This is a genomic window from Sphingobium sp. LB126 (assembly GCF_002795205.1).
Taxonomy (GTDB): Bacteria; Pseudomonadota; Alphaproteobacteria; order Sphingomonadales; family Sphingomonadaceae; genus Sphingobium; species Sphingobium chungbukense.
Genome location: NZ_NETV01000001.1, coordinates 3,245,461 through 3,270,397, shown reverse-complemented (window position 1 = coordinate 3,270,397; position 24,937 = coordinate 3,245,461). Strand labels below are relative to the sequence as shown.

The 24,937-nt window shown below is 63.6% G+C and carries 20 protein-coding genes; 11 read left to right on the top strand and 9 right to left on the bottom strand.

Annotated features, from left to right (window positions below):
* Positions 1–20: 20 nt before the first annotated feature.
* On the top strand, positions 21–3,554 hold the full coding sequence (gene dnaE, locus CAF53_RS15960; RefSeq protein ID WP_100238591.1) for a DNA polymerase III subunit alpha: 3,534 nt from the start codon (positions 21–23) through the stop codon (positions 3,552–3,554).
* A gap of 98 nt (positions 3,555–3,652) precedes the next feature.
* Here the strand turns inward: dnaE and CAF53_RS15955 are convergent, their stop codons facing one another.
* Complete coding sequence (locus CAF53_RS15955; RefSeq protein WP_100238862.1) at positions 3,653–4,720, bottom strand: PA0069 family radical SAM protein; 1,068 nt, start codon at positions 4,718–4,720, stop codon at positions 3,653–3,655.
* A gap of 82 nt (positions 4,721–4,802) precedes the next feature.
* Between CAF53_RS15955 and CAF53_RS15950 the strand changes: the two genes are divergently transcribed.
* The gene (locus CAF53_RS15950) at positions 4,803–5,312 is read left to right on the top strand and encodes a YbjN domain-containing protein (protein ID WP_100238590.1); all 510 of its coding nucleotides are present in this window, start codon (positions 4,803–4,805) and stop codon (positions 5,310–5,312) included.
* 3 nt (positions 5,313–5,315) lie between these two features.
* Here the strand turns inward: CAF53_RS15950 and moaB are convergent, their stop codons facing one another.
* The 3 genes from moaB to CAF53_RS15935 are packed head-to-tail and all read right to left on the bottom strand — an operon-like array spanning position 5,316 to position 8,322.
* The gene (moaB, locus tag CAF53_RS15945; RefSeq protein ID WP_046762959.1) at positions 5,316–5,843 is read right to left on the bottom strand and encodes a molybdenum cofactor biosynthesis protein B; all 528 of its coding nucleotides are present in this window, start codon (positions 5,841–5,843) and stop codon (positions 5,316–5,318) included.
* On the bottom strand, positions 5,843–7,633 hold the full coding sequence (locus tag CAF53_RS15940) for a lytic transglycosylase domain-containing protein (RefSeq protein WP_100238589.1): 1,791 nt from the start codon (positions 7,631–7,633) through the stop codon (positions 5,843–5,845). Before CAF53_RS15940 ends, moaB begins: the two co-directional genes overlap by 1 nt.
* The gene (locus tag CAF53_RS15935) at positions 7,630–8,322 is read right to left on the bottom strand and encodes a uracil-DNA glycosylase family protein (protein WP_242443454.1); all 693 of its coding nucleotides are present in this window, start codon (positions 8,320–8,322) and stop codon (positions 7,630–7,632) included. The genes CAF53_RS15940 and CAF53_RS15935 overlap by 4 nt, the downstream gene beginning before the upstream one ends.
* 151 nt (positions 8,323–8,473) lie before the next feature.
* On the opposite strand from CAF53_RS15935, the gene CAF53_RS15930 reads away from it, so the two are divergent.
* Genes CAF53_RS15930 through CAF53_RS15900 form a run of 7 tightly spaced genes read left to right on the top strand, consistent with a single transcriptional unit; the run spans position 8,474 to position 16,334 of the window.
* Complete coding sequence (locus CAF53_RS15930) at positions 8,474–10,126, top strand: electron transfer flavoprotein-ubiquinone oxidoreductase (RefSeq protein WP_100238588.1); 1,653 nt, start codon at positions 8,474–8,476, stop codon at positions 10,124–10,126.
* 31 nt (positions 10,127–10,157) lie between these two features.
* Positions 10,158–11,780: a tetratricopeptide repeat protein gene (locus CAF53_RS15925; RefSeq protein ID WP_100238860.1), complete on the top strand. Its 1,623-nt coding sequence runs from the start codon at positions 10,158–10,160 to the stop codon at positions 11,778–11,780.
* The gene (locus CAF53_RS15920; RefSeq protein ID WP_100238587.1) at positions 11,767–12,648 is read left to right on the top strand and encodes a 4-(cytidine 5'-diphospho)-2-C-methyl-D-erythritol kinase; all 882 of its coding nucleotides are present in this window, start codon (positions 11,767–11,769) and stop codon (positions 12,646–12,648) included. The genes CAF53_RS15925 and CAF53_RS15920 overlap by 14 nt, the downstream gene beginning before the upstream one ends.
* Positions 12,645–13,361: an N-formylglutamate amidohydrolase gene (locus CAF53_RS15915; RefSeq protein WP_100238859.1), complete on the top strand. Its 717-nt coding sequence runs from the start codon at positions 12,645–12,647 to the stop codon at positions 13,359–13,361. The genes CAF53_RS15920 and CAF53_RS15915 overlap by 4 nt, the downstream gene beginning before the upstream one ends.
* A complete protein-coding gene (locus CAF53_RS15910; RefSeq protein ID WP_242443453.1) occupies positions 13,358–13,717 on the top strand; it encodes a hypothetical protein in 360 nt (119 codons plus the stop codon). The genes CAF53_RS15915 and CAF53_RS15910 overlap by 4 nt, the downstream gene beginning before the upstream one ends.
* The gene (locus CAF53_RS15905; protein WP_100238586.1) at positions 13,714–15,111 is read left to right on the top strand and encodes an NAD(P)H-hydrate dehydratase; all 1,398 of its coding nucleotides are present in this window, start codon (positions 13,714–13,716) and stop codon (positions 15,109–15,111) included. The genes CAF53_RS15910 and CAF53_RS15905 overlap by 4 nt, the downstream gene beginning before the upstream one ends.
* A 14-nt stretch (positions 15,112–15,125) precedes the next feature.
* Positions 15,126–16,334 carry a class I SAM-dependent RNA methyltransferase gene (locus CAF53_RS15900; RefSeq protein WP_100238585.1) on the top strand — a complete coding sequence of 403 codons (1,209 nt, stop codon included), beginning with the start codon at positions 15,126–15,128 and terminating at the stop codon, positions 16,332–16,334.
* Between the two features lie 70 nt (positions 16,335–16,404).
* On the opposite strand, the gene CAF53_RS15895 is transcribed toward CAF53_RS15900, so the two are convergent.
* The 5 genes from CAF53_RS15895 to CAF53_RS15875 form a co-directional block, all read right to left on the bottom strand.
* Entirely contained in the window at positions 16,405–17,610 is a 1,206-nt protein-coding gene (locus CAF53_RS15895) for a type III PLP-dependent enzyme (protein WP_046762952.1), read from the bottom strand.
* Between the two features lie 148 nt (positions 17,611–17,758).
* Complete coding sequence (locus CAF53_RS15890) at positions 17,759–18,931, bottom strand: carboxynorspermidine decarboxylase (RefSeq protein WP_100238584.1); 1,173 nt, start codon at positions 18,929–18,931, stop codon at positions 17,759–17,761.
* A gap of 88 nt (positions 18,932–19,019) precedes the next feature.
* Positions 19,020–20,225: a saccharopine dehydrogenase family protein gene (locus CAF53_RS15885; RefSeq protein ID WP_100238857.1), complete on the bottom strand. Its 1,206-nt coding sequence runs from the start codon at positions 20,223–20,225 to the stop codon at positions 19,020–19,022.
* A 134-nt stretch (positions 20,226–20,359) separates the two neighbouring features.
* Entirely contained in the window at positions 20,360–21,943 is a 1,584-nt protein-coding gene (locus CAF53_RS15880; RefSeq protein ID WP_100238583.1) for a cisplatin damage response ATP-dependent DNA ligase, read from the bottom strand.
* Positions 21,943–22,935, bottom strand: a complete 993-nt coding sequence (locus tag CAF53_RS15875) for a ligase-associated DNA damage response exonuclease (RefSeq protein WP_100238582.1) — start codon at positions 22,933–22,935, stop codon at positions 21,943–21,945. Before CAF53_RS15875 ends, CAF53_RS15880 begins: the two co-directional genes overlap by 1 nt.
* A 135-nt stretch (positions 22,936–23,070) precedes the next feature.
* Here CAF53_RS15875 and CAF53_RS15870 point away from each other — a divergent pair, with 135 nt between their 5' ends.
* Both CAF53_RS15870 and CAF53_RS15865 read left to right on the top strand, forming a co-directional pair.
* Positions 23,071–24,288 (top strand): DUF3419 family protein, encoded by a 1,218-nt coding sequence (locus CAF53_RS15870; protein WP_100238581.1) that lies wholly within the window; start codon positions 23,071–23,073, stop codon positions 24,286–24,288.
* Positions 24,288–24,935 (top strand): methyltransferase domain-containing protein, encoded by a 648-nt coding sequence (locus CAF53_RS15865; RefSeq protein WP_100238580.1) that lies wholly within the window; start codon positions 24,288–24,290, stop codon positions 24,933–24,935. Before CAF53_RS15870 ends, CAF53_RS15865 begins: the two co-directional genes overlap by 1 nt.
* Positions 24,936–24,937: the final 2 nt, after the last annotated feature.

Sequence of the window (24,937 nt, the reverse complement as noted above, 5' to 3'; positions counted from 1 at the left end):
GGGACGCCTAGATTGGCAAAATGCCTTATGCCGGTTTCGTCCCCCTTCGCGTCTTTTCTTCCTTCACCATGCTCGAAGGGGCGATCGACCCCAAGAAGATCGCCAAACAGGCCAAGGCCCTGGGCTTTCCCGCTGCGGCGATTACCGACCGCAACGGCCTCTACGGCTCCATGGCTTTTTCCGATGCCTGCAAAGGGGAGGGGGTACAGCCGGTCATCGGCGCGATGATCGGCATTTCCCGGCCCGGCCGTCCTGCCAATGCCGCGCCGGTGCATGACTGGATCGCCCTTTATGCGCAGGATTCGACGGGTTATGACAATCTCTGCGCGCTCGTTTCCATGGCGCATCTGGACCGGCCGGTCGAGGAAGTGCCCCATATCAGCCTGGAAACGCTGGCGGGCCGCACGGACGGCCTGATCGCATTGACGGCAGGGGGCGAGGGAGCCCTGGCGCGCCTTTTCGCCGAGGACCAGCCCGATGCCGCACTGGCCTATGCGGACCGGCTTGAAGAGCTTTTCCCTGGGCGGCTCTATATAGAAATCTGCCGCCGTCTCGATCCGGTCGAGGGGAAGGCGGAACCGGAACTGCTCGACCTTGCCTATGCGCGCGACCTGCCGCTGGTGGCGACCAATCCCACCTGTTTTGCAGAGCCGCATTTTCATGAGGCGCATGACGTGATGCTCTGCATTGCGGACAGCGCCTATGTGGAAACGCCCGATCGGCGCACCAGTTCGCCCGATGCCTGGATGAAACCGGCGGCGGAAATGAAGCGGCTGTTCGAGGATCTGCCCGAAGCACTCGCCAACACGCTGGTGGTCGCTCAGCGCTGCGCCGTGGCCGCGCCCAAGCGCAAGCCGATCCTTCCCAGCCTCGCCGGCGATATAGAGGGCGAGGCGATGATGCTGCGTGAGCAGGCGACACAGGGGCTGGAGGAACGGCTGGCCAGGGTCGGGATCACCGGCGAGGAAGAGCGCAAGCCATATTTCGACCGATTGAAGTTCGAAACCGACATCATCATCCAGATGGGGTTTCCGGGCTATTTCCTGATCGTCGCGGATTTCATCAAATGGGCCAAGGATCATGATATTCCGGTGGGTCCGGGCCGTGGTTCGGGCGCCGGTTCGGTCGTCGCCTGGGCACTCACCATCACCGATCTCGATCCGTTGCAGTTGGGGTTGCTGTTCGAACGCTTCCTGAACCCGGAACGCGTTTCCATGCCCGACTTCGATATCGACTTCTGCGAAACCAGGCGCGGCGAAGTCATCCGCTACGTCCAGCAGAAATATGGCGCGGATCATGTCGCGCAGATCATCACCTTCGGTAAGCTCAAGGCTCGCGCGGTGCTCAAGGACACAGGCCGCGTGCTCCAGATGAGCTATGGCCAGGTCGACCGCCTCGCCAAGTTGGTGCCCAACCATCCGACCGATCCCTGGACGCTGGAACGGTCCCTGAATGGCGTTGCCGAATTCAGGGCGGAATATGACAATGACAACCAGGTCAAGCGGCTGATCGACTATGCGATGAAGCTGGAAGGTTTCCCTCGTCACAGCTCCACCCATGCTGCGGGCGTGGTGATCGGCGACAGGCCCCTGTCGCAGCTCGTGCCGCTCTATCGCGACCCCCGATCCGACATGCCGGTGACGCAGTTCGATATGAAATATGTCGAGGGCGCGGGGCTGGTGAAGTTCGACTTCCTTGGCCTCAAGACCTTGTCGGTCCTGCACAAGGCCGTGCAACTGCTCGCCGGGCGGGGGGTGGAGATCGATCTGAACGTACTCGGCTGGGACGATCCGGCTGTCTACGAACTGCTCCAGCGCGGTGATACGGTGGGCGTATTCCAGTTGGAATCGGAGGGCATGCGCAAGACGCTGGCCGCCGTGCGTCCGACCAATTTCGGGGACATCATCGCGCTGGTGTCGCTCTATCGTCCCGGGCCCATGGACAATATCCCGATGTTTGGCCGTCGCAAGAACGGCCAGGAAGATATTGAATATCCCCATATCCTGCTGAAACCGATCCTCGAAGAAACCTATGGCATCTTCGTCTATCAGGAACAGGTGATGCAGGCCGCGCAGATACTGGCCGGCTATTCGCTGGGTGACGCCGATCTTCTACGCCGCGCGATGGGCAAGAAGATCAAGGCGGAAATGGATGCCCAGCGCACCCGTTTCGTGGAGGGCTGCGCAAAGAGTGATATTGCGGCAGGCAAGGCGAACGAACTGTTCGACCTGATCGACAAGTTCGCGGGATACGGTTTCAATAAATCGCACGCAGCCGCCTATGCCTTGCTCGCCTATCAGACGGCTTGGCTGAAGGCGCATTTCCCGGCGGAATTCTACGCCGCCTCCATGGCGTTCGATATTCACCTGACCGACAAGCTGACGGTGTTCGTCGATGATATGCGTCGAATGGGGCTCAGTTGCCTTGCGCCGGACATCAATCGCAGCCTGGCCGATTTTTCGGTCGAGGCGGTTGAGCAGGAAGGCGATGATCCACGCCTTGGCTTTGCGGTGCGCTATGCGCTGGGGGGCCTGAAAGGTGTGGGCGAAAAGGCGATGGAACAATTGGTCGCGGAGCGCGACGCGGGCGGTTCCTTCAAGTCGCTGGACGATTTTGCCGACCGGATCGAACCGCGCCTCCTGAACCGGCGCCAGTTGGAAAGCCTGGCGGCGGCAGGTGCGTTCGACGGCATCCATGCCGACCGAGCGGGCGTCCACGCCGCCGCCGAGACCATTCTCAGCGTGGCCTCCAGCGCGGCCGAGGCACGGGAAAGCGGGCAGGGCGGCTTGTTCGGGGACGTTGAGACACCCCATGCCGATGTGCGCATTCCCCCGCACCAGACCTGGTCGACCGCTGACCGCATGGCGCAGGAAAAGGATGCTTTCGGCTTCTATTTTTCGGCCCATCCGGTGGATCGCTTCCGGCATCTGGCGGAAGCGCGGGGCGCGAAGAGTTATGGCGCGATTTGCGCGGAGCCAGTGGCCGAAGGCGGCCGGGCCAATGGCGTGATGGCCGCCATGGTCGAGGATGTGCGCTGGCGCGAAACCAAGCGGGGTGCGCGTTATGCCGCCGCCACCTTCTCCGACAGCAGCGGCCAGTTTCAGGCGAGTTGCTTCGATGAGGAGGCGTGCAAGGCGATCGAGGACATGGCCCGCGAAGGGGATTGCGCGCTGCTGATGGTCGAGCTGGACCGTCTGCCTGGAGAGGAAACGCCGCGTGTCACCATTCGCGGGGTTGAGCCGTTCCGCCACCTGGCCAACAGTTCACGTATGGAATTGGTGGTCGATGTCAGTGATCCGGCGGCGGCCGAGGCTTTGGCGCAATTGCTGGCGCGCGCGAAGGGGGGGCGGAGCGAAGTCTTTCTTCGCGCACCCGTCGCGGACGGCAAGGCTGCACGGCTTTTCCTGGGGGACGATTATCTAGTCGGCGCCGACCAAGTCGATGCGATCGCGCTCATTCCAGGTCTCCGCATTGGCCGCTTCGAACGGATGGAAGCCAAGGCCGACGGTTACCGAGCGCGCAACAGGCGGTCGGGAATGAGGCTCGTGAGTTAGAGGGCGCCGCGTTAAATCAAAGTCTGGGATGCGCGCCCAGTTTTTCGTTTCCGCCCCATTTTTGCGCAAGACCGGTTCCCACTTTTGTGCAAGATGCTCTAAAATAACCGTAATTGGTCGCCTTGGGGCGGACGGAAGAGGTCGGTGCGCAGCATCAGTCGCCGGCCGCCTAAGCCTGCCCGCTGGCGTGCTTTCAGAAAGCGCGCCCTGATAAGGTCGGCCCATACGCCCTTCCCGCGCATCCGGCTGCCGAAATCGGGATCATTGTCGCGCCCGCCCCGCAATTCACGGATGATCCCCATGACCTTGCCCGCACGATCGGGATAGTGAGCCTCCAGCCATGCCCGGAACAGGGGCGCGACCTCATGGGGCAAACGGACGGGGATATAGCTCACTTCCCGCGCTCCCGCCGCAGCCACATGGGCGATCAGCGACTCTATCTCATGATCGGTGATGGCGGGGATGATCGGGGATATGCTGGCGACCACCGGAACGCCAGCCTCCGATAAACGACGAATGGCGTCGAGTCGACGTAGTGGATGCGGCGCACGCGGTTCCAATGTCCGGGCGACGGCCGGATCAAGGCTGGTCACGGAAATCATCACGGAAACAAGATCGTGCCGTGCCATCCCGGCAAGCAGGTCGATGTCCCGCAAGACGCGGTCGGACTTGGTGGTGATATAAACCGGGTGTCGGCATTCCCATAATATTTCAAGGCATTGTCGAGTAATTGTCCAATCCTTTTCAATGGGTTGATACGGATCGGTATTGGTCCCGATGGCCAGCGGCGCGACATGATAGGACTTGCGCGAAAGTTCGACTTTCAGCAATTGCGCCGCGTTCGGCTTGGCGAACAGGCGCGTCTCGAAATCGATCCCGGGCGACAGGTCGTGATAGGCGTGGGTGGGCCGCGCAAAGCAATAGATGCAACCATGTTCGCATCCCCGATAGGCGTTGATCGACTGGCTGAAGGCAATATCCGGGGACGCGTTGCGGCTGATGATTGTGCGTGGTTGCTCCACCGTGACCTGTGTACGGCGGCGCGGCGGAAGACCATCCACTTCTTCAAGCGTGTCGAGCCAATCCCCGTCCGCAATCCGTTCAGGCATGTTGAAGCGCCGGCTCTCGCCATTCAGCGTCGCACCTCTGCCCTTCTCAACGACCATCTTGTCGTTAGAACATAAGAGGAACATATTGACAAGACGATTTGCTCCGGGCATCAACATGCCATGATTTCAAGGGGGGTGGATGAAGAGGATAGCGATGGCCGTGGCCATGGGAATCGTCGCGACGGCGTCGCCATCCTGGGCGGTCGATGCCGACCCTTGCGGTGACGGACTTGTCTGCGCCAGCGATCCGCAATCGGTGGTCCGTGCCTTGCAGGCCGAGGGCTATAAGGCTGCTCTGGGCAAAAGTAAGACAACAGGCAATCCATTGATCGAAAGCGCCGCCAATGGCTATAACTTCACCATCTTCTTCTACGAATGCGAGCAGGCGAAGAAATGCGGATCGCTGCAATTTCAGCTGAGCTTCGAGGATGATGGCGGCAATACACCGGAACTTGCCAACAAATGGAACAAGGACAAGCGTTTCAGCCAGATGTCCGTCTGGGACGATCATTCGCTGGCACTGGCTTATGATGTGACGACCGTAGGCGGGCTCAATCAGAAGAATTTCGCCGATGTGATCGACTGGTGGGCGGTCATGCTGGACGAGGCCGCGAAATTCTTCAAGGAAAACCCGGTGAAGGGCAAATAAACCTCAACGCTCGGTCAGGCGCGGCATCAGTTCGACGAAATTGCAGGGGCGAAAACGGCTGTCGAGTTGGCTGACCAGGATGCCGTCCCACGCGTCCTTCACGGCGCCGGTCGATCCCGGTAGCGCGAAAATATAGGTGCCCCGCGCGACGCAGGCCGTCGCGCGCGATTGGATCGTGGAAGTGCCGATGGTTTGATAGCTCAACCAGCGGAAGAGTTCGCCAAAGCCGGGGATTTCCTTATCCTGAACCTGGGCAAGCGCCTCTGGAGTGACATCTCTGCCCGTGACGCCGGTTCCCCCGGTGGTGATGATGCAATCGATCTCGGGATCGTCGATCCAGCTATGGAGCCGGGCGACGATGGCGGCGCGTTCGTCCCGTTCGATATAGCGCATGGCCAGGATATGACCGGCAGCGCCGATTCGTTCCGCCAATATGTCGCCCGAACGATCATCGGCGGTTGTCCGGCTGTCTGACACGGTAAGAAGCGCGATCCGGACCGGCAGGAAGGCCCGGCTTTCATCGATCGGCATCAGTCGGAGCCGCCCGCGATGCTCGCACTCGCCATCGGCGTCTTGGGGGTCAGCCGAACGAGCCGCGCACCCTTGGCGCCCGGGAAGGTCGGCCACAGGCTCTGTGCCATGCCGGTCAGCGAATCCGCGCTTCCCTTCGCCTGGATCTGATACATCCAGTAATTGCGCATCACGATGTTCACATAGGCGCGGGTTTCATAATAGGGCAGCGATTCGATGAAGAGCAGGGGATCGCCATTGTCCTTCACTTCGCTATTCCACCGCTCCACCGGCATTGGTCCGGCATTGTACGCGGCCATCACCTTGGGCAGCAATCCACCGGTCGCGCTCATGTCGCGCAGGCTTTCGAGATAGCGCTGGCCATATTCCATGTTGGTCGACGGCACGAAAAGCTGGTCGGAAGAGGCTAGACCCATGAGGTTGCCGGTGCTGGGCAGCACCTGCATCAGGCCGCGCGCACCCGCGCTGCTGACGACGTCACGGCGGAAACCCGATTCCTGCAATGTGTGCGCATAGATCAGCGCGGGATCGACCCGCCAGCCGCCATCGGGACGCCACGCCGGCGCAGGGAATCGGGCAAAGCTTGCCGGCTGCTTGCCCGCAGGCCCGTTATGCGCCAGCCAGAGCTGCGTTTCCGGAAGATTCAGCGCGCTGGCGAGGCGAAGCAGGGCGTCATACTGACCCGTGCCGCCGATCCGCGCCTGATAACGGAGCAACTGATCGGCCCGACCATTTTCGCCGACCGCCACCAAGGCGATCGCTGCGCGGGCGTTCGGGCTGTCCTTGAGTTGCTGCCATTCGACGGGGCCGAAGCGGGCCGCAACCGGAGCGCCGCCCAGCGGCATGCCCAACGTCTCGCGCGCCAGCAGCCCATAGAAACTTTCATCCGACCGAGCGGCGGTCTTGAGGAAATTTTCGACCTTCTCCGCTTCACCGCAGACCATATAGGCCCGCGCCGCCCAATAGGCGCCCGCGGCGCGCATATCCGCATTGCCGGCCAATGCCGAGACATTGGCGAATGCGGGGGCAGCCGTCAGACAATCATTCTGCCGCCAGGCGGCAAGCCCTGTGGTCCAATGGGCCTGCACCGCCCAGTCGCCGCCGCTGCGGCTTTCCAGCGCTCTGGCCGCCATGCGTCGGGCGTTGTTGTCGTCGCTTTCGATATAATAGGCCCAGGCAACGCGCTGTCGCACTTCCGTCAGGCCGTCCGGCGTCAGGCCGGGTTCCGCGGTAGCAAGCAGGGCCTCGGCGCCCGCGGGGTCATCATTCTTGATGAAGGGCTGGATTTGGCCGACCAGCGTCTGGGCCAGCATGTCCGTCTTGACCGCGGGCACATATTCGCGGCGCGGCGCGCTACCCAGCCAGACCATCTTCTGAACCTGGGGCAGGGTAGGTAAAATCGTCGCCCCGCGCTTTTGCGCGAGACGGGAAAGCTGATCCGCCTTGTCGAGCCAGGGCGCCTTGTTGATCAGATCCAGCAGTTCGAACAGTTCGACGCGCGGTGAATTCTTGGCGAGATACAGTTCCGCCAGGGCAACCGGCCGGATGGCGTCGTCTGCTCCCAATGCGAGAGTCATCGCCTTGGCATCGACCCATTTCTGGTCACGCAGCGCTGCAAAGATGGCGCTGTAACGTGTCCTGTCGGCATCGTTCAGTTGCAACGGTGCTGTGGACCGGGAATTGGAATAATCAACTATGGCACCCCCCGTATCGGCGCGAGTGGGCATGGCAGCCAATGCGGCGGCGGCAGCCATGGCCAGGCATGACGAACGGGTTACGGCGCGAATCACTGGGGCATTTCCTCGATCAGACTCTGCAATATACGCCAACACTCCGCTTTTGCCGCGGGCTGACCGAGCAGCAGGCGGGGATGAAATGTGGCGAAGACGGGAACAGTGCCGTCATCATGGTTAAAATTCGGTAAACGATGATTTTCGGGCAGTAGCGCGCGGATCGTGCGGTCGCCCAGCAGCAACAATCGCCGGGGCGCGGCAAGCATCACATGTGTGCGCATTCTTGCCGCGGCGGCCATGAGATCAGAAGCCTCGACCATGCCGCCGGGGGGGCGCGACAGAAAAAGCGATGCGAGATGGATGTCCGCACGACCGAGTCCGATGGCACGCAGCATGGCGTCGAACAACTGCCCCGCCTTGTCGGCAAGCAAATGCCCTGCGCCGACGTCGGCGGGATCAGGCATGTCGGTGACGATCATCAACGGTGCGTTGGTGGGACCTGTGGGCCGGATCGGCGTTCCGGGCCAGCGGCGTTCCGGCTGATCGGCCGCCTCGGCAAGCCAGGCAAGGAATGCCTCCAAGCTTTGCGGAAGGGATCGCGACGGCGCTTGGGACACAGCCGGGGATTCGCCGATCGGCGCTGCCGTCGGCGCGGGACGCAACCAGTTGACCGGCGTCTCACCGACGGCGCAATCCACGCCCGCCAGATTCCACCAAGCCAGATAGGCGCCGGCAGCCTCTGCCACATTTTCCTGCAATAATCCCCGCATCGATCTTCTTGGGCCAGAGGTTGACGCCGTGGTCAAGTTTCTTCATCGCGCTCAGTGGTAAAACGTTTGGGTAGCGCGGCGATCGGATTGGGGAGAAAACCAAGGGCGCGCGCAAGATGGAGGGACTATGAGCGAACGGGATTCGATGCCCTATGACGTCGTCATTGTCGGCGGAGGACCGGCCGGGCTGTCGTCTGCGATCAGGTTGAAGCAGTTGGCGAACGAAGCCGGGCAGGAATTGTCGGTTTGCGTACTCGAGAAGGGGTCGGAGATCGGGGCGCATATCCTGTCGGGCGCGGTGGTCGATCCCAAGGCGCTGGATGAACTGTTTCCCGAATGGCGCGATATGGGTTGTCCCATGGCGGAAACGCCGGTGACGGATAACCAGCACTGGTTCCTCAGCAAGGGCGGCAAGATGGCGATGCCGCACATCATGACGCCCGGCTGGATGCATAATAAGGGCACCTATACCGGATCGCTGGGCAATCTTTGCCGTTGGCTGGCCGAGCAGGCCGAGGGGCTAGGTGTCGAAATCTTCCCCGGCTTCGCAGCGGCGGAAATCCTCTACAATGAGGACGGTTCGGTGAAGGGTGTCGCTACCGGCGACATGGGCATCGACCGCGAAGGGAACCGCAAGCCCGACTATCAGCCGGGCCTGGAACTGCATGCCCGTTACACCTTCTTCGCCGAGGGCGCGCGCGGCCATCTGACCAAGATACTGAAGCGCCAGTTCACGCTGGACGCCGACTGCGAACCGCAGGTCTACGGCATCGGTATGAAGGAATTGTGGGACATCGACCCCGCCAAGCACAAGCCGGGTCTGGTCATCCACACCCAGGGATGGCCGCTGACGGATGCCTATGGCGGCGGCTTCCTTTATCATCAGGCCAATGGCCAGGTGGCTTTGGGATTCGTCGTGGGCCTTGGCTACAGCAACCCCTATCTCTATCCGTTCGAGGAATTCCAGCGCTGGAAGCAGCATCCGGAAATCCGCAAATATCTGGAAGGCGGCCGTCGCGTCTCCTATGGCGCGCGTGCGATCAACGAGGGTGGCTGGCAGTCGATCCCCACGCTCGCCTTCCCCGGCGGTGCGCTGATTGGCTGCTCCGCAGGGTTCGTCAACGTTCCCCGCATCAAGGGCACGCATACCGCGATGAAGTCGGGAATGCTGGCCGCCGCATCAGCCTTCGCGGCGATCCAGGCCAACCGTTCGGGCGACGTGCTGGCCGATTACGAGCCGACGCTGCGGTCGAGCTGGATCGCGGCCGAGTTGCAACTGGTGAAGAATGCCGAACCGCTGCTGAGCAAATTCGGCGGCACCATCGGCACGGTTCTGGCCGGCATCGACATGTGGATGCGCACGCTCAAGATCGGCTTGCCCTTCACGATGAAGCACAAGCCCGATGCCGAGAAGCTTTGGCGCAAGGACGTCAGCAAGAAGATCGACTATCCCAAGCCCGACGGCGTCATCAGCTTCGACCGTCTGTCTTCGGTGTTCCTCAGCAACACCAACCATGAGGAAGATCAGCCGGTCCATTTGCAGCTCAAGGACCCGTCGATCCCGATCAGCTACAACCTGCCCCTTTATGACGAGCCGGCACAACGCTATTGTCCGGCGGGTGTCTATGAAGTGGTCGGGCTGGAAGAGGGCAATCCCCGTTTCCAGATCAATGCGCAGAACTGCGTCCACTGCAAGACATGCGACATCAAGGACCCGACCCAGAATATCAACTGGGTCGTGCCCGAAGGCGGCGGAGGACCGAACTATCCCAATATGTAGGCGCCTGCCTCAACATGCATTTGCTGCAATGATGCTGATGCTGCCCGCCGTGGCGGGGGCATCGGTCGATCCGGGGAGCGCGCTGCACGCCTATATGCGCGGGCGATTGGCAGACGGTGACGGCGCCCCCGGCCTGGCGCTCAACAGCTACCGACAGGCGCTGGGGCGGGACCCCGCAAGCCTGTCGGTAGCCCGGCGTTCCTATTTCCAGGCGCTGATCAGCGGTGACCGGATGCTGGCGCTCAAATCCGCCGCCTTGCTGGAAAGTGATGGGCTGCTGCCCCGCGACGGCACGTTGCTTCAGATTGGCGACGCATTGAACCGCAAGGATTGGGCGTCGGCGCGCGGACTGGTCGACAGGCTGGTCACGGAAGCCAATTTCGCCTTTCTCGCGCCTATCATCCTGAGCTGGATTTCGATGGGCGAAGGGCATTATGCGCCGCCCGCCATTGATCCCAACGACCGTTTCGCGTCCCTGGCAAAACGCTATGCCGACGAGCATCAGGCGCTGCTGGCGCTTGGCCGCGGCGATCTGGACATGGCGGAACCCGCCATCCGCCGCGCGCTGGCCCTGCGGGTCGGACCGGCGGCGGATATGCGATTGCTCTTCGCGGGACAACTCGCGGCCAGGGGCGCGAAGACTCACGCTTTGGCGCTGCTGCCGGAGGATGAGGCCGATCTCGCCCGGGCACGGGCCGATATTGATCGGGGCAGGCCGCCGGCCGCAGGCGGCAAGCCACTGTCGCCCGCGCAGGGGTTCGCATATCTGCTCGCACGGTTGGCGGCTGATATCTCGACCGATAACAGCACAGGAACGCTGGGTATCCGGCTGGCGCGAATCGCCAGCTTCGCCGCCCCCGAGGAAAGCGCGCTTCGCGTCGTTCTTGCGGACCTGCTCACGCGGGGTGGCTATTCCGCCTATGGCGTGGAGGAAGCGCGCAAGGTTGTGCCCACGGGTTGGTATGGTGCGCTGGGACAGGCAGAACTGGTCGAGGCGCTCGCCGCGTCGGGCCGGCGCGGGGAGGCTATCGCCCTGGCCCGCACTTTGGCGGCAGCCCCTCAGGCCGGAGCGGGACGGCATGTACAGCTTGGCCGGCTTCTGGCGGAGGATAAGGATTTTGGCGGTGCGGCGCTCGCCTTCCAGGCTGCGCAGGCGCGCTATCCCGAAGAGGGCGTGCCTTGGGCCCTGCTGTTGTTCGAAGGGAGCGCACTCGAACAAGGCGCTCGTTGGAGCGAGGCGCGGACGGTGTTGGAACGGGCGGCCAGGATCGCGCCCGATGAGCCGACCGTGCTCAATTATCTGGGCTATGCGCAGATCGAGCGGCGACAGAATATGGACTTAGCGCTTGGGCTGTTGAAGCGGGCCAGCGCGCTCAAGCCGCAGGACCCCTCGATCACGGATTCGCTCGGCTGGGCGCAGTTCGTTACCGGCGACCTGGACTCGGCCGTGCCGATGCTGGAACGCGCGGCGGCGGGGGCTCCGGCCGATGTGACGATCAACGAGCATCTCGGCGATGCGCTCTGGGCGGTGGGGCGCCGTTACGAAGCGCGCTATGCTTGGCGCGCAGCATCGGTTTTTGCCGAAGGGCATGCGGCGGAGCGTCTGGCCGCCAAAACGAAAGAGGGAATGAAACCGGAATATGCCGCACGTTGAAGCGGAATGCCGTGCCGGAGAGCTGGTCGAAACGGCCTTTGCCAAGGTGAATCTGGCGCTCCATGTCCGGAAAAGACGGCCTGACGGCTATCATGCGCTGGAAAGTCTGTTCGTCTTTGCCGAAGCGGGCGATCGGCTGGCCGGTCATGTCCGGCTCGATGGCATGATCAGCCTGCGTGTGGAGGGGCCTTTTGCGCAGATGCTGGATGCCGGACCGGATAATCTGGTGATGAAGGCTGCCTGCGCCTTGCGCTTCCATGTCGGGAAAGACGATGGCGCGGCGTTGGTGCTGACGAAGAACCTGCCTGTCGCATCTGGCATTGGCGGCGGTTCGGCCGATGCAGCAGCGGCGTTGCGGTTGCTGATGCGGTTGTGGGACGTCTCCATCGTGCCGGAGACGCTGGAGCAGATTGCCCTGTCGCTGGGATCGGATGTTCCGGCCTGCCTGTCTAGCGTGACGCAGATGGTAAGTGGCCGGGGCGAAGTGTTGCAGCGCCAGACGATCCCCGGCCTGGCGGGTATGCCCATGCTGCTGGTCAATCCCGGTGTGGGCGTTTCGACGGCACGCATTTTCGGAGGATGGGATCAGGTCGATCGCGGCGCTTTGGCGGCCAGCGATCTCCGGCAATTGGTCGAGGCCGGGCGCAACGATCTTGAACCGCCGGCGATGGCCGTAGCACCCGTCATCGGCGAGGTGCTGTCAGGCCTGCGATCCTGCGAAGGCGTGGCGATGGCCCGCATGTCGGGATCAGGCGCGACGTGCTTCGCGCTGTTCGATACGGAGCGTGATTTGGTGGCGGCGGCGACTTCGCTTCGGGAGGGGCATCCGCAATGGTGGATCGCGGAAACAAGGATCAGAAGCGCATGAACGAGGCCTATACGGAGGTTGACGGCGGCGATCTCGATATATTGATCATCGGCGATCATGCCTCGGCCCGCGTCCCGGTCGATATCGAACTGGGCATCGATCCCGCGCTGCTGAACGATCATATCGCGATCGACATCGGCGTGGCCGAGGTCAGCACGTTTCTCGCCCGACAACTGGGCTGCACCGCCATATTGGGTGGTGTGTCCCGTCTCGTGATTGATCTCAACCGGGAAGATGACGCTCCCGGCCTGCTTCCCGTGATGAGCGACGGCCACGCCATTCCCGGTAACCGTCATGCCGACCTTGCCGCGCGGATGATCCGTTTCCACCATCCCTATCATCATCGGATCGGTCGGCTGCTCGACGATATGGGATCGCCCTTCATCCTGTCGGTGCATAGTTTCACACCCCGACTGGCAAGCGATCCCGATCAGCAGCGCCCGTGGGATATCGGCATTCTTTATAATGAGGATGACAGGGCGGCGCGCATCGCCATTCCCCAGCTGGAGGATGCGGGCCTGAAGGTTGGGGACCAGCAGCCCTATTCCGGCAAGTTGCTGAATGCGACGATGAACCGCCATGCTGAGGATAACGGTATCCCCTATCTTGGTGTAGAGATGCGGCAGGATCTGGTCGGCGATCCGGAGGGCCAGGCGCGTTTCGCCAGGATATTGGGCCCGATCGTCCTGGAATGCCGCAACCAGCTGGCATGACGAGCATGCCGAGATATGGCCTTGCAGCGGGTACGATGGCGCTTTTCCTGGCGTTGACAGGATGCGGCGCGCAACCGGGGGCGGGTCATGCCGAACAAACGGTGGAATGCGCGATCGGTATCGGCGCCGACTGGACCGGCCATTGCCCCGTCGAGCGTGATGGCGATCTTCTGACCATACGCCATGCCGATGGCGGGTTTCGTCGCTTCCTGATCATCCAGAATGGGCAAAGCGTCATGCCCGCCGATGGCGCGGAGGAATCGAGCAATCGCAGGGTGGACGGGGACAGGACGGAATTGAGCGTCGGCCCCGATCGTTATCGTCTGCCCGCGCGGTTCGGCGAGGTGCTGAAATGAGCAGGGCTGAGGCGATCTTGACTGCCGCGCAAATGCGAGCGGCCGAGCAGGCGGTCTTTGCGACCGGCGTGCCCGAATATGAATTGATGGAGCGCGCTGGCGCGGCTGCGGCGGAGATTGTCTGGCGGGCAGGCGGCAAGAGGGACCTTCTGGTGCTGTGCGGACCGGGCAATAATGGCGGCGACGGTTTCGTGATCGCCCGATTGCTGCGCGCGCGCGGTGTGCCGGTCCGCGTCGCTGCATTGGGTGAAAGCCTGACACCTTCGAGCCTCAAGGCGCGGGCGTGCTGGGCGGGGCCGGTGGAGGATATCTTCAGCGCCGCACCGGCGACCCAGATTGTCGATGCCCTGTTCGGAACCGGTTTGTCGCGGGGGTTGGACCCTGCCCTGGCCGATCGCCTCTGCGCGCTGACGGCCAGCGCCGGTTTCAGCTATGCGGTCGACTTGCCCAGCGGCGTCGATACGGATAGCGGCGCCCTGCTTTCGGCCGTTCCGGCCTTTGGCATATGTGTTGCCTTGGGCGCCTTCAAACCCGCCCATCTGCTGCAACCGTCCGCGAACTGCTGGCAAAGGCTGATCTGTGCAGATATCGGCATTGATGTGTCGGCTGCGACGGTTCATCGCCTGTCTCCGCCACCCATGTTCCCGCCGAAACCGTTGGACCATAAATATAGCCGCGGCCTGGTCGCGGTGGTTGGCGGCGAAATGGCGGGCGCCGGCCAGCTTGCCAGCCACGCCGCTGCGCATTCCGGAGCAGGGATGGTTCGTCATATTGCGCACGATTTGGTCGGCGGCAGCCCCGATGCCATCATCACGCAAAAGGCCGATGGCGCTGGCGATGTCGGGCGATTGCTGAATGATGCCCGGTTCAAGGCCGTTCTGGTCGGGCCGGGGCTGGGCCTTGATCAGGACGCGACCGCGAGGCTGGAGGCGGCGATGGTGAGCGGGCACCCCCTGGTGCTGGACGCGGACGCGCTTACCCTGCTTGCGGGCAAGGGTGTCGACGCCATTCCGGCTGGCGCGATCCTGACTCCGCATGAGGGCGAATTTGTCCGCCTGTTCGGCGACTTGCCGGGCAGCAAGATCGACCGCGCGCTGGAGGCTGCGAGGCGAGCCGACGCGATCTTGATCTACAAGGGCAGCGACAGCGTCATCGCTGCCCCCGATGGCCGCGCAATGATTGCATCGGGCAGTTCCGCCTGGTTGTCGACGGCAGGCACTGGCGATGTGCTGGCGGGGCTGGTGGCTGGCCGGCTTGCCGTCACTGGGGACGGATATCGCGCAGCTTGTGAAGCGCTGTGGCTCCATGGGGAGGCCGCGCGAAGGGCCGGGGCTGCATTCGTCGCGGATGATTTGCTTGTGGAACTGCCAGCGGCTATCGCCTCGCGCCTGTAATCAAGGCCAAGAGCGTGACCGACATCGAAAACGACATCATCGTTCGCATTGCCGCCAAGGGCGACGGCGTGACGGCCCAGGGGCGCCATGTCCCGTTGAGCGCGCCGGGCGACCGCATCAATCCTGACGGATCGATCCTGCGCGGCCCCCACCATGTCGATCCGCCGTGCCGCCATTTCCCGTCCTGTGGTGGCTGCGAATTGCAGCATGTGGATGAGGCCAGCTATGCCGATTTCGTGACCGCGCGCGTGACCGGGGCCTTGGCCGGGCAGGGTGTGACAGCCGGTAGCATTTTGCCGCCGCATATCTCGCCGCCACGCACGCGACGGCGCGCTTCACTGCGAGCGAGCAGGCAAGGGCGCAGGGTGGTCATCGGCTTTGCGGAGGCCGGGAGTCATGCGCTGATCGACCTTTCCATGTGCGAGATACTCGATCCCCGCCTGTTCGCCCTGCTGGAGCCTTTGCGCGCGCTTTGTGCAGCGATCCTGCGGGATCGGCAGGCGGCGCATGTGCGCATGTCGCTGACCGATCAGGGAATCGATCTGCTGCTGGAAGGCGTGAAGGTCGAAGGATTGGCGGCGGACGAAGCCCTGCTTGGCTTCGCACAGGAACAGGCGTTGGCCCGGCTGACCGTCGATGAAGGCGATGGCCCGCAGACCCGTTGGGAGCCGGAACCTGTCACCGTCAGCTTCGGTGGCGTGCCGGTGGCCTTTCCGCCCTATGCCTTCCTCCAGGCCACGCCTGACGGCGAGGCGGCGCTGGTGGGAACGGTGCGCGACGCGCTGCCGAAGCAGGGTGTGGTGGCCGACCTGTTCTGTGGGCTGGGCACTTTTGCGCTGGCGCTGGGGGAGGCGCGCCCCGTCTATGCGGCGGAAGCGGCGCGCGATCTGGTGCTGTCGCTCAAATCGTCGGCCAATCGCGCGCAGCGGCGGATGGTGGCGGATCATCGCGACCTGTTCCGGCGTCCGCTGATACCGACGGAACTGGACCGCTTTGCCGCCATCGTCATCGATCCGCCCCGGGCTGGCGCCAGGGAGCAGGTGATGCAGATCGCGGCCTCCGCCGTTCCGTCGATCGCCTATGTTTCGTGCAATCCCGCCAGCTTTGCGCGCGATGCGGTTCATCTGATCGGCGGGGGCTATCGGCTGGAAAGCGTCCGTCCGGTCGGGCAATTCCGCTGGTCGACCCATGTGGAACTGGTCGGGATTTTCCGGCGCGGATAAGATTAGCCCCCCGCCGCGGGGGAGTGCGGCGAGGGACCTTGCATCCTCTCCCAAGGGGAGGCCTGAGCCTCTACCCCAGCTTGATGACAGTTGCGCGACGGCGAACCGGAACAGCATCGATATAGAGGCTGGCCATCGGCTCATCTTCCACTTCGACGATCGCTTCCGATGTGAAGCCGTTGAAGCCGGTACGCATCGCAGCGCCGTAGGCTCCGAGCATCCCGATCTCGATATAATCGCCCGCCCGCACATCTTCCGGCAGCATGAAGGGCCCCACCATATGGTCCATGTCGTCGCAAGTGGGACCGTAGAAGGAGAAGCCGGTCAGTTCCGCCTCGCTCTCTTCCTCGCGCAGCAGGGCCACGGGAAAGCGCCAGCCGATATGCGCCGCGTCGAACAGCGCGCCATAGGCGCCGTCGTTGATGTAGAGTTCCGAGCCGCGACGACGCTCCACGCGCACCACGACGGAGCTGTATTCCGCCGACAGAGCGCGGCCCGGCTCGCACCACAGTTCCGACGAATAGCTGACCGGCAGGCTTTCGAAGCCGCGATGGATCGCATCGAAATAGGCCTCCAGCGCGGGCGGTTCCATGCCGGGATAGACAGACGGAAAGCCGCCGCCGACATCGATGATGTCGACCGTGACGGCCGCGTCGACGATCGCGGCGCGCACGCGTTCGATGGCGTCGCTATAGGCCTGGGGCGACATCGCCTGACTGCCCACGTGGAAGCAGATGCCGAGCGCGTCCGCCGCCTGGCGGGTGGCCATCAGCAGTTCGCGGGTTTCGCCCAGTTCGGCGCCGAATTTGGACGCGAGGCTGAGTTCCGAATGTTCGGAGGAAACGCGCAGGCGCACGCACAGCTCAAGGTCGGTCGCGTCGTTCGTGGCGCGCAGGATTTTTTCCAGCTCGTCGAGCGTGTCGAGCGAGAAGGTGCGCACGCCATGGACATGGTACGCCTCTGCGATCGCTTCCTCGGCCTTGACCGGGTGCATGAAGCAGAGCTTGGCCTGAGATCCGTCAGCATCGGCCAGCGTCTCAGCGACAAGCCGCACTTCCGCGATGGAGGCCACGTCGAAATGCGTGATCCCGCTGGCGAACAAGGTGCGGATCAAATCGGGAGACGGATTCGCCTTGACCGCATAGAGCGACCGCCCCGGAAACTTCTCCGTGAAGAAGCGGGCGGCCCGGGCAGCAGCCTGGGGACGAATCAGCGTTACCGGTGCTGCCGGTGTGAGGGTGGTCGCTACCCCCAGCGCGCTATGATGCTTGTGCAACTCAAGGGACCTCCAGTGTAGTCGTTGGCAAAGAAGCTGCCTTGCGGTGGAAGTCCCATGGGGCAGCGGAGGGCCGATATATGCCCGCCATCCCCCCCTGTAAAGCGCGTGCGTAAATTTTGTTGCGCGGCCGACTACGAAATGTGCGTCAGGAGAGACGGGACTTGAAATCCTCATAGGAAAAACGGCGGATTTCCTTGAGTTCGTCGGTTTCCGAGTTCCACAGCCAGATGGCGGGCAGGGGCACGCCGTTGAATGTATTGGTCTTTACCATCGAATAATGTGCCTGGTCGAGGAAGGCGATCCGCCGTCCCGGAGTCGCGCCACCGGGGACTCGATAGTCGCCGATAATGTCTCCCGCGAGGCAGGACGGACCACCGAGTCGAGTGGCTTGCCCTTCCGAATCCTCATGCAGCATGGCGGGGCGATAGGGCGCCTCGATGACATCGGGCATGTGGCATGTGGCGGAAATGTCCGTGATGGCGACCGGCATGCCGTTGTCGATCACGTCGAGGATTTCGCCCACCAATATGCCGGCGTCGAGCGCCATCGCCTCGCCCGGTTCGATATAGAGTTCCAGGCCGGTCTGCGCCTTGATGCGTTGCAGGAAGGCGATCAGCAGATCGATCTGGTAGTCGGCGCGGGTGACATGGTGGCCGCCGCCGAAATTGAGCCATTTGAGGCGGCCGACATGCGGCAGGACGCGTGACTCGATCGCTGCCCAGGTGCGTTCGAGCGGCAGGAAATCCTGTTCACACAGATTGTGGACGTGCAGGCCATCGACCCCGTCCAGATGTTCGGGCCGCAACTGGTCGACGGGGAAACCAAGCCGGCTGTGGGGTTGGGAGGGGTCGTATTTGGGCACTTCCCCCTCCGCATGAAGGGGGTTGATGCGCAGGCCGATGTCGAAGTTCACACCGTTCAGACGCGCTTCGTCGATGACGGGACGCAGGCGGGCGATCTGGCCGGGGCTGTTGAAGATCACATGGTCGGAGATCTTGAGGATTTGGGCCAGATCATCGGGCTTGTAGGCGGCGCAATAGGTCGCGACCTCGCCGCCATATTCCTCCCGACCCAGACGCGCCTCGTAAATGCCAGAGGCGCAGACGCCGTCGAGATATTCGGCAACGACGCCGCCCAGCGACCACATGGAAAAGGCCTTGAGCGCGCCCAGCACCTTGATGCCCGCGCGTTCGCCGATGTCGCGCAGGATCGACAGGTTGCGCCGCACCGCCGCCTCGTCGACGACGAAGGCGGGCGAGGGGACGCGGTGGAGATCGAAATGCGCGAAGGCGGCGGGATCGCCGGCTTTGGTTTCCATGGGGCGCTCCCCTTGAGGATCAATAGGCAGTGCCCCGGCGCGATGGCCGGGGCGATGGCCGGGGCAATGGTCTGTCGTTTCGTGCGGCTCAGAAGTCGAGCGGCGCGTCCAGTTCCTTGACCTGCCAGGGCAGGCCATGCTTGTTCAGCATGTCCATGAAGGGATCGGGATCGAGCTGTTCGATGTTGAACACGCCCTCACCCTTCCACGCGCCGGTCAGCATCAGAGCGGCGCCGATCATGGCCGGGACGCCGGTGGTGTAGCTGACCGCCTGGTTGCCGGTTTCGGCATAGGCTTCCTCATGGTCGCAGACATTGTAGACATAGACGGTCTTCTGCTGCCCGTCCTTCTCGCCGGTCGCGATGTCGCCGATGTTGGTCTTGCCCTTGGTCGTGGAGCCCAGGCTCGACGGTTCGGGCAGCACGGCTTTCAGGAACTGGAGCGGGATGATTTCCTGGCCATTGTAGACGACCGGGTCGATCCGCGTCATGCCGACATTCTGCAGCACCTCCAGATGCTTGAGATAAGCGTCGCCGAAGGTCATCCAGAATCGGATGCGCTTGATTTCCGGGTAGAATTTGGCGAGCGATTCCAGTTCCTCATGATACATGAGGTACATGTTCTTCTCACCCACCTGGTCGAAGACGAAGGGCTGCTTGTGCTTGAGCGCCGGACCTTCGACCCACTTGCCGCCTTCCCAGTGGCGCGACGGCGCGGTCACTTCGCGGATGTTGATTTCCGGGTTGAAGTTGGTGGCGAAATGCTGGCCATGGTCGCCGCCATTGCAGTCGAGGATGTCGAGCGTGTCGATCCGGTCGAGCAGGTGCTTCTTGATGTAGCTCGCAAAGACGCTGGTGACGCCGGGGTCGAAGCCCGAACCCAGCAGCGCCATGATGCCGGCTTCCTTGAAGCGCTCCTGATAGGCCCACTGCCAGCTATATTCGAACCGGGCGGTGTCGCGCGGTTCGTAATTGGCGGTGTCGAGATAGTTGGTCTTGGTCGCAAGGCAGGCGTCCATGATCGCCAGATCCTGATAGGGCAAAGCGAGGTTGACGACCAGCTTGGGCTGAACCTTCTCAATGAGGGCGATGGTTTCGGCGACATTGTCGGCATCGACCTGCGCCACGTCGATGGTGACGCCGGTGCGCGCCTTCACTGATTCGGCGACCTTCTCGCACGAGATGATGCGGCGGCTGGCGAGCGTGATATGGCTGAAAATATCAGGATTTTGGGCCATCTTGTGAACCGCGACAGAACCCACGCCGCCCGCGCCAATGACCAGAACCTTGCTCAATTCAACTGCTCCATAGCTGTGCCGCGCATAAGGCGCGAAAGCGCCCATATAGGGGCTGCGCGTGACAGCGCAAAGTCACAGGTTGGGCGGGCGCTATCCGCAGGGCTCGCCGCCCCGAAGAAGGGACGAAATTTTCAACTGACCAGCCGCCGCAGGCCCGCCACCGTGTCCGCTTCATTTGCCGGTTTGTCGCGGCGTATGCGGGCGATGCGGGGGAAGCGCATGGCGAGGCCCGATTTGTGCCGCTTGCTGTCATGGATGCTGTCGAAGGCGACTTCCAGAACCAGCGACTTTTCGACTTCGCGCACGGGGCCGAAGCGGTTGACCGTGTTGGTCCGCACGAAGCGGTCGAGCCATTTCAGTTCCTCGTCGGAGAAGCCGGAATAGGCCTTGCCGACGGGAAGCAACTCGCCGTCCTCCGTCCAGCAGCCGAACGTATAGTCCGAATAGAAGGATGAGCGTTTGCCGTGGCCGCGCTGCGCATACATCATCACGCAGTCGGCGGTCAGCGGGTCGCGTTTCCATTTGTACCAGAGCGCGGCCTTGCGTCCGGCGACATAGGGACTGTCGCGGCGCTTGAGCATCACGCCTTCGATCGAAGCGTCGCGGGCGCCCGCGCGGATGCCGGCAAGGGTTTCGAAATCGGGCGCTTCGATCAGGGCGGAAATATCGAACCGGTCGGGGTCGAGGGCCGGGACGGTGGTTTCGAGTGCCGCGCGGCGTTGTGCCCAGGGAAGCGCACGCAAGTCGTTTTCCCCGTCGAGCAATATGTCGTAGAGCCGGACGAAGGCGGGATAGTCGCTCATCATCCTGGCCGTCACCGCCTTGCGACCCAGGCGTTGCTGGAGGGCGTTGAAGCTGGCGGCCTCACCGCCCTGAAACTCCCCCTTGACCAGCAATTCGCCGTCGAGGACCGCGTGATGGCGGAAGGCCTGCGCTATGTCCGGGAAGGTGGCGGTGATGTCGTCTCCCGCCCGGCTGTAGAGACGGGTTTCCCGCCCGGTCCCGACGATCTGGACGCGGATGCCGTCCCATTTCCACTCGGCGGCATAATGGTCGAGGTCGACGCTTTCCGCCTCCAGCGGGTGAGCGAGCATGAAAGGGCGGAAGAAAGGCGTGCCGGCCGGATCGGGACGGTCGGCCTTGCCCTCCGCCCATCGGAAGAGATCCGTATAGGGGGGTGCGAGGGCGTGCCAGCATTCCTCCACCTCGTCGACGTCGAGGTCGAACGCCTGGGCGAAGCCGGTCTTGGCAAGGCGGGCGGAAATGCCGACGCGCAGGCCGCCGGTGGCGAGCTTGAGCAGGGCGAAGCGGCCGGAGGCGTCGAGATGATCCATCATTCCGGCAAGGACGGCCGGGGCGGAAGCGCGGCTGACGGCGTGGAGGCGGTCGACAATGGCGGACAGGGTGAGGGTGGCGTCGTCCACCTCTTCAGCCTGGCCCTCTGCCCTGGGCCAGAGCAGGGCCACGGTTTCGGCGAGGTCGCCGACATAGTCGCGGCTCATTTCGAAAAGGACCGGGTCCGTGCGGGCGCGGGCCATTTCACCGATGGCGGAGGCCTTGACGGCCTTGAGGTCGAGATTGCCGGTGAGCGCGGCCAGCGCCCATCCCCGGTCGGGGTCCGGGGCGGTGCGCATATAATGGGCGATGAGGTCGAGCTTGCCGTTGCGGGACCGGGTGTAGACCAGGCTGTCGAGCAATTGCGAGAAGGCGCGCATCACCCCTCATCCTCATCTTCGCGGCCCACCAGGGCCAGGGCGCGGGCGCGCATCTGATGGGTCATGCACCAGTGGAGCAGCGCTTCCTCCCGCCCGTGGGTGATCCAGGTTTCCGATGGAGCGACTTCGCGAATGGTGTCGGTCAGCTCGTCCCAATCGGCATGGTCGGAGATGACGAGCGGCAGTTCGACATTGCGCTGGCGCGCGCGCTGGCGGACACGCATCCATCCCGACGCCATGGCGGTGATCGGATCGGGCAGGCGGCGGCTCCAGCGGTCGTTGAGCGCGGAAGGGGGGGAGACGATGATGCGCCCGCGCATCTCCCTGGCCGGCACGTCCGTGGCAGGGCGGAGGTCGCCCAGTTCGATCCCGAACTGGCGGTAGAGGTCGCACATCCGTTCCAGCGCGCCATGGATGTGGATGGGATCGTGATGGCCGCGCCCGCGCAGTTCCATGATGAGCCGCTGGGCCTTGCCGAGCGCATAGGCCCCGACGAGGACGCAGCGGTCGGGATGGGCGTGCAGGGCGGCAAGGAGGCGATCGACCTCGCTGCCCGTGTCGGGATGGCGGAAGACGGGGAGGCCGAAGGTCGCTTCGGTGACGAAGATGTCGCAGGGAACGGGCTCGAACGGCTTGCAGGTCGGATCGGGGCGGCGCTTGTAATCGCCGGTGACGACGACGCGCTCCCCCGCATGGGAGAGGACGATCTGGGCAGAGCCCAGGACATGGCCGGCGGGCACGAAGCCGATCGTGACGCCGCCCATGCGGACTTCTTCGCCATAGGGGACGGGCGTACCCGATGCCGTGCCATAGCGCAGGGCCATGATGGCGAGGGTCTCCCGCGTGGCCCAGACATGGCCGTGCCCGCCGCGCGCATGATCGGCATGGCCGTGGGTCACGAGGGCGCGTTCGCGCGGGGTGGAAGGATCGATCCAGGCGTCGGCGGGGCGGACGTAGATGCCGGTCGGGTGAGGTTCGATCCAGTGGGGCATGGCTTGTTGGAAAAAGTGGAGCGGGCGGGTTGGTTCCGCAAGGGGCTTCATATTGCCGTAACCTCAGAGTCACGCCAGCGACATCCCGTTGCCCTATGCGCCGCCCCACGACCCGGCAGCGAGGAGGCGCGGACTATGGCATCGAGGGCTCATCGGAATGTTACCCGCGCGGTGCATCGGCACCGGCATCTTTCCCGGCAGGGCTTGCTGGAGCGCGCCTTTACCTTCGCGTTCCGGGGGCTCGTCTATGCACAGATCTGGGAGGACCCGGAGGTCGACATGGAAGCGTTGGCGATCAGGCCGGACTGCCATGTCGTCACCATCGCCTCGGGTGGATGCAATGTGCTGAGCTATCTGACCGCCGATCCGGCGAAGATCACGGCGGTCGACCTGAATACGGCGCATATCGCGCTCAACCGGCTGAAGCTGGCGGCGGCGCGGACCCTGCCCGACCATGAGGCGTTCCATCGCTTCTTCGCCAGGGCCGATTGCCGGGAGAATGTGGCGGCATACAGGATGTTCGTGGCGCCACATCTGGACGATGCGACGCGGCGTTACTGGGAAGGGCGCGACTTCATCGGGCGGCGGCGCATCGGCGGGTTCGCGCGCGGCATCTACAAACATGGGTTGTTGGGGCGCTTCATCGGCGCGGCGCATCTGCTGGCGCGGCTGCAGGGCGTCAATCCCCGCCGAATGCTGGATGCCCGGAGCATCGAGGAGCAGCGGGCGATCTTCGAGACGGAGCTGGCGCCTGTTTTCGACAGCGCCTTCATGCGCTGGCTGACGAGCCAGCCCGCTTCGCTCTTCGGCCTGGGCATTCCGCCCGCGCAATATGAGGCGCTGGCCGGGGACGAGCGGATGGACAGCGTGTTGAAGGCGCGGCTGGAGAAGCTGGCCTGCGGCTTTGACCTTAAGGATAATTATTTCGCGGTTCAGGCCTTTGGCCGGGGCTATGCCGGGGGCGAGGGGCCTTTGCCGCCTTATCTACAGGCGGCGAACCATCAGGCGGTGGTCGAACGCGCGGAGCGAGTGGATGTGCGGCATGTGAATTTCACCGATTTCCTGGCGTCGCAGGATGCGGGGTCGGCGGATCGCTACATCCTGCTGGATGCGCAGGACTGGATGGACGATGCGCAGTTGAATGCGTTGTGGGCGCAGATCACGCGGACGGCGCGGCCGGGGGCGCGGGTGCTGTTCCGGACGGCGGGAGAGCCGAGCATCCTGCCGGGGCGGGTCGATGACGCGCTCTTGTCGCGCTGGGATTACCGGGCCGCTGAATCGATCGATTATACCGCGCGGGACCGATCTGCCATCTATGGCGGCGTGCACCTCTATGTGCTGAAGGGCGCCTGATGAGCGCCGAGCATGGCGGGCTGATGGACAGCGTCTATCGGCATCAGCGGCACATATACGACCTGTCGCGGAAATATTATCTGCTGGGGCGGGATGGATTGATCGCCGATCTCGCGCCGCCGCGCGGCGGGGCCGTGCTGGAAATCGGCTGCGGGACCGGGCGCAACCTGATCGCGGTCGGCAAGGCGTGGCCGGAGGCGCGGCTCTATGGCATCGATATTTCCGAAGCGATGCTGGAGACGGCGCGCAAGGCGGCGGTTAAAGCGGGCATGGCCGATCGCGTCGTGCTGATGCAGGGCGATGCCTGCGGGTTCGAGGCGCAGGCACTGTTCGGGCGCGCGGATTTCGAGCGGGTGTTCATCAGCTACGCGCTCTCCATGATCCCCGATTGGGAAAAGGCGTTGCGGCAGGCCGCGCGATGCGTGGCGGCAGCCGGGAAGCTGGAGGTGGTGGACTTCGGACAGCAGGACGATCTGCCCGCTTTGTGGAAGCGGGCGCTGTTCGGATGGCTGGCGCGGTTCCATGTGTCGCCGCGTGCCGGGCTCAGGCAGGCGATCGAGGGACTGGCGGCCGACATGGGCGGCTTTCCGTACAGCCGGATGCTGTATCGCGGCTATGCGGTCAGGGGTGGGTTGATCCGGGTGTGACC

Bases quoted from the DNA above. Each gene is read 5' to 3' on its own strand.
- dnaE (WP_100238591.1), top strand. From the start codon at position 21: ATGCCTTATGCCGGTTTCGTCCCCCTTCGCGTCTTTTCTTCCTTCACC.
- CAF53_RS15955 (WP_100238862.1), bottom strand. From the start codon at position 4,720: ATGGTCGTTGAGAAGGGCAGAGGTGCGACGCTGAATGGCGAGAGCCGG.
- CAF53_RS15950 (WP_100238590.1), top strand. From the start codon at position 4,803: ATGAAGAGGATAGCGATGGCCGTGGCCATGGGAATCGTCGCGACGGCG.
- moaB (WP_046762959.1), bottom strand. From the start codon at position 5,843: ATGCCGATCGATGAAAGCCGGGCCTTCCTGCCGGTCCGGATCGCGCTT.
- CAF53_RS15930 (WP_100238588.1), top strand. From the start codon at position 8,474: ATGAGCGAACGGGATTCGATGCCCTATGACGTCGTCATTGTCGGCGGA.
- CAF53_RS15925 (WP_100238860.1), top strand. From the start codon at position 10,158: ATGCTGATGCTGCCCGCCGTGGCGGGGGCATCGGTCGATCCGGGGAGC.
- CAF53_RS15920 (WP_100238587.1), top strand. From the start codon at position 11,767: ATGCCGCACGTTGAAGCGGAATGCCGTGCCGGAGAGCTGGTCGAAACG.
- CAF53_RS15915 (WP_100238859.1), top strand. From the start codon at position 12,645: ATGAACGAGGCCTATACGGAGGTTGACGGCGGCGATCTCGATATATTG.
- CAF53_RS15910 (WP_242443453.1), top strand. From the start codon at position 13,358: ATGACGAGCATGCCGAGATATGGCCTTGCAGCGGGTACGATGGCGCTT.
- CAF53_RS15905 (WP_100238586.1), top strand. From the start codon at position 13,714: ATGAGCAGGGCTGAGGCGATCTTGACTGCCGCGCAAATGCGAGCGGCC.
- CAF53_RS15890 (WP_100238584.1), bottom strand. From the start codon at position 18,931: ATGGAAACCAAAGCCGGCGATCCCGCCGCCTTCGCGCATTTCGATCTC.
- CAF53_RS15880 (WP_100238583.1), bottom strand. From the start codon at position 21,943: ATGCGCGCCTTCTCGCAATTGCTCGACAGCCTGGTCTACACCCGGTCC.
- CAF53_RS15875 (WP_100238582.1), bottom strand. From the start codon at position 22,935: ATGCCCCACTGGATCGAACCTCACCCGACCGGCATCTACGTCCGCCCC.
- CAF53_RS15870 (WP_100238581.1), top strand. From the start codon at position 23,071: ATGGCATCGAGGGCTCATCGGAATGTTACCCGCGCGGTGCATCGGCAC.
- CAF53_RS15865 (WP_100238580.1), top strand. From the start codon at position 24,288: ATGAGCGCCGAGCATGGCGGGCTGATGGACAGCGTCTATCGGCATCAG.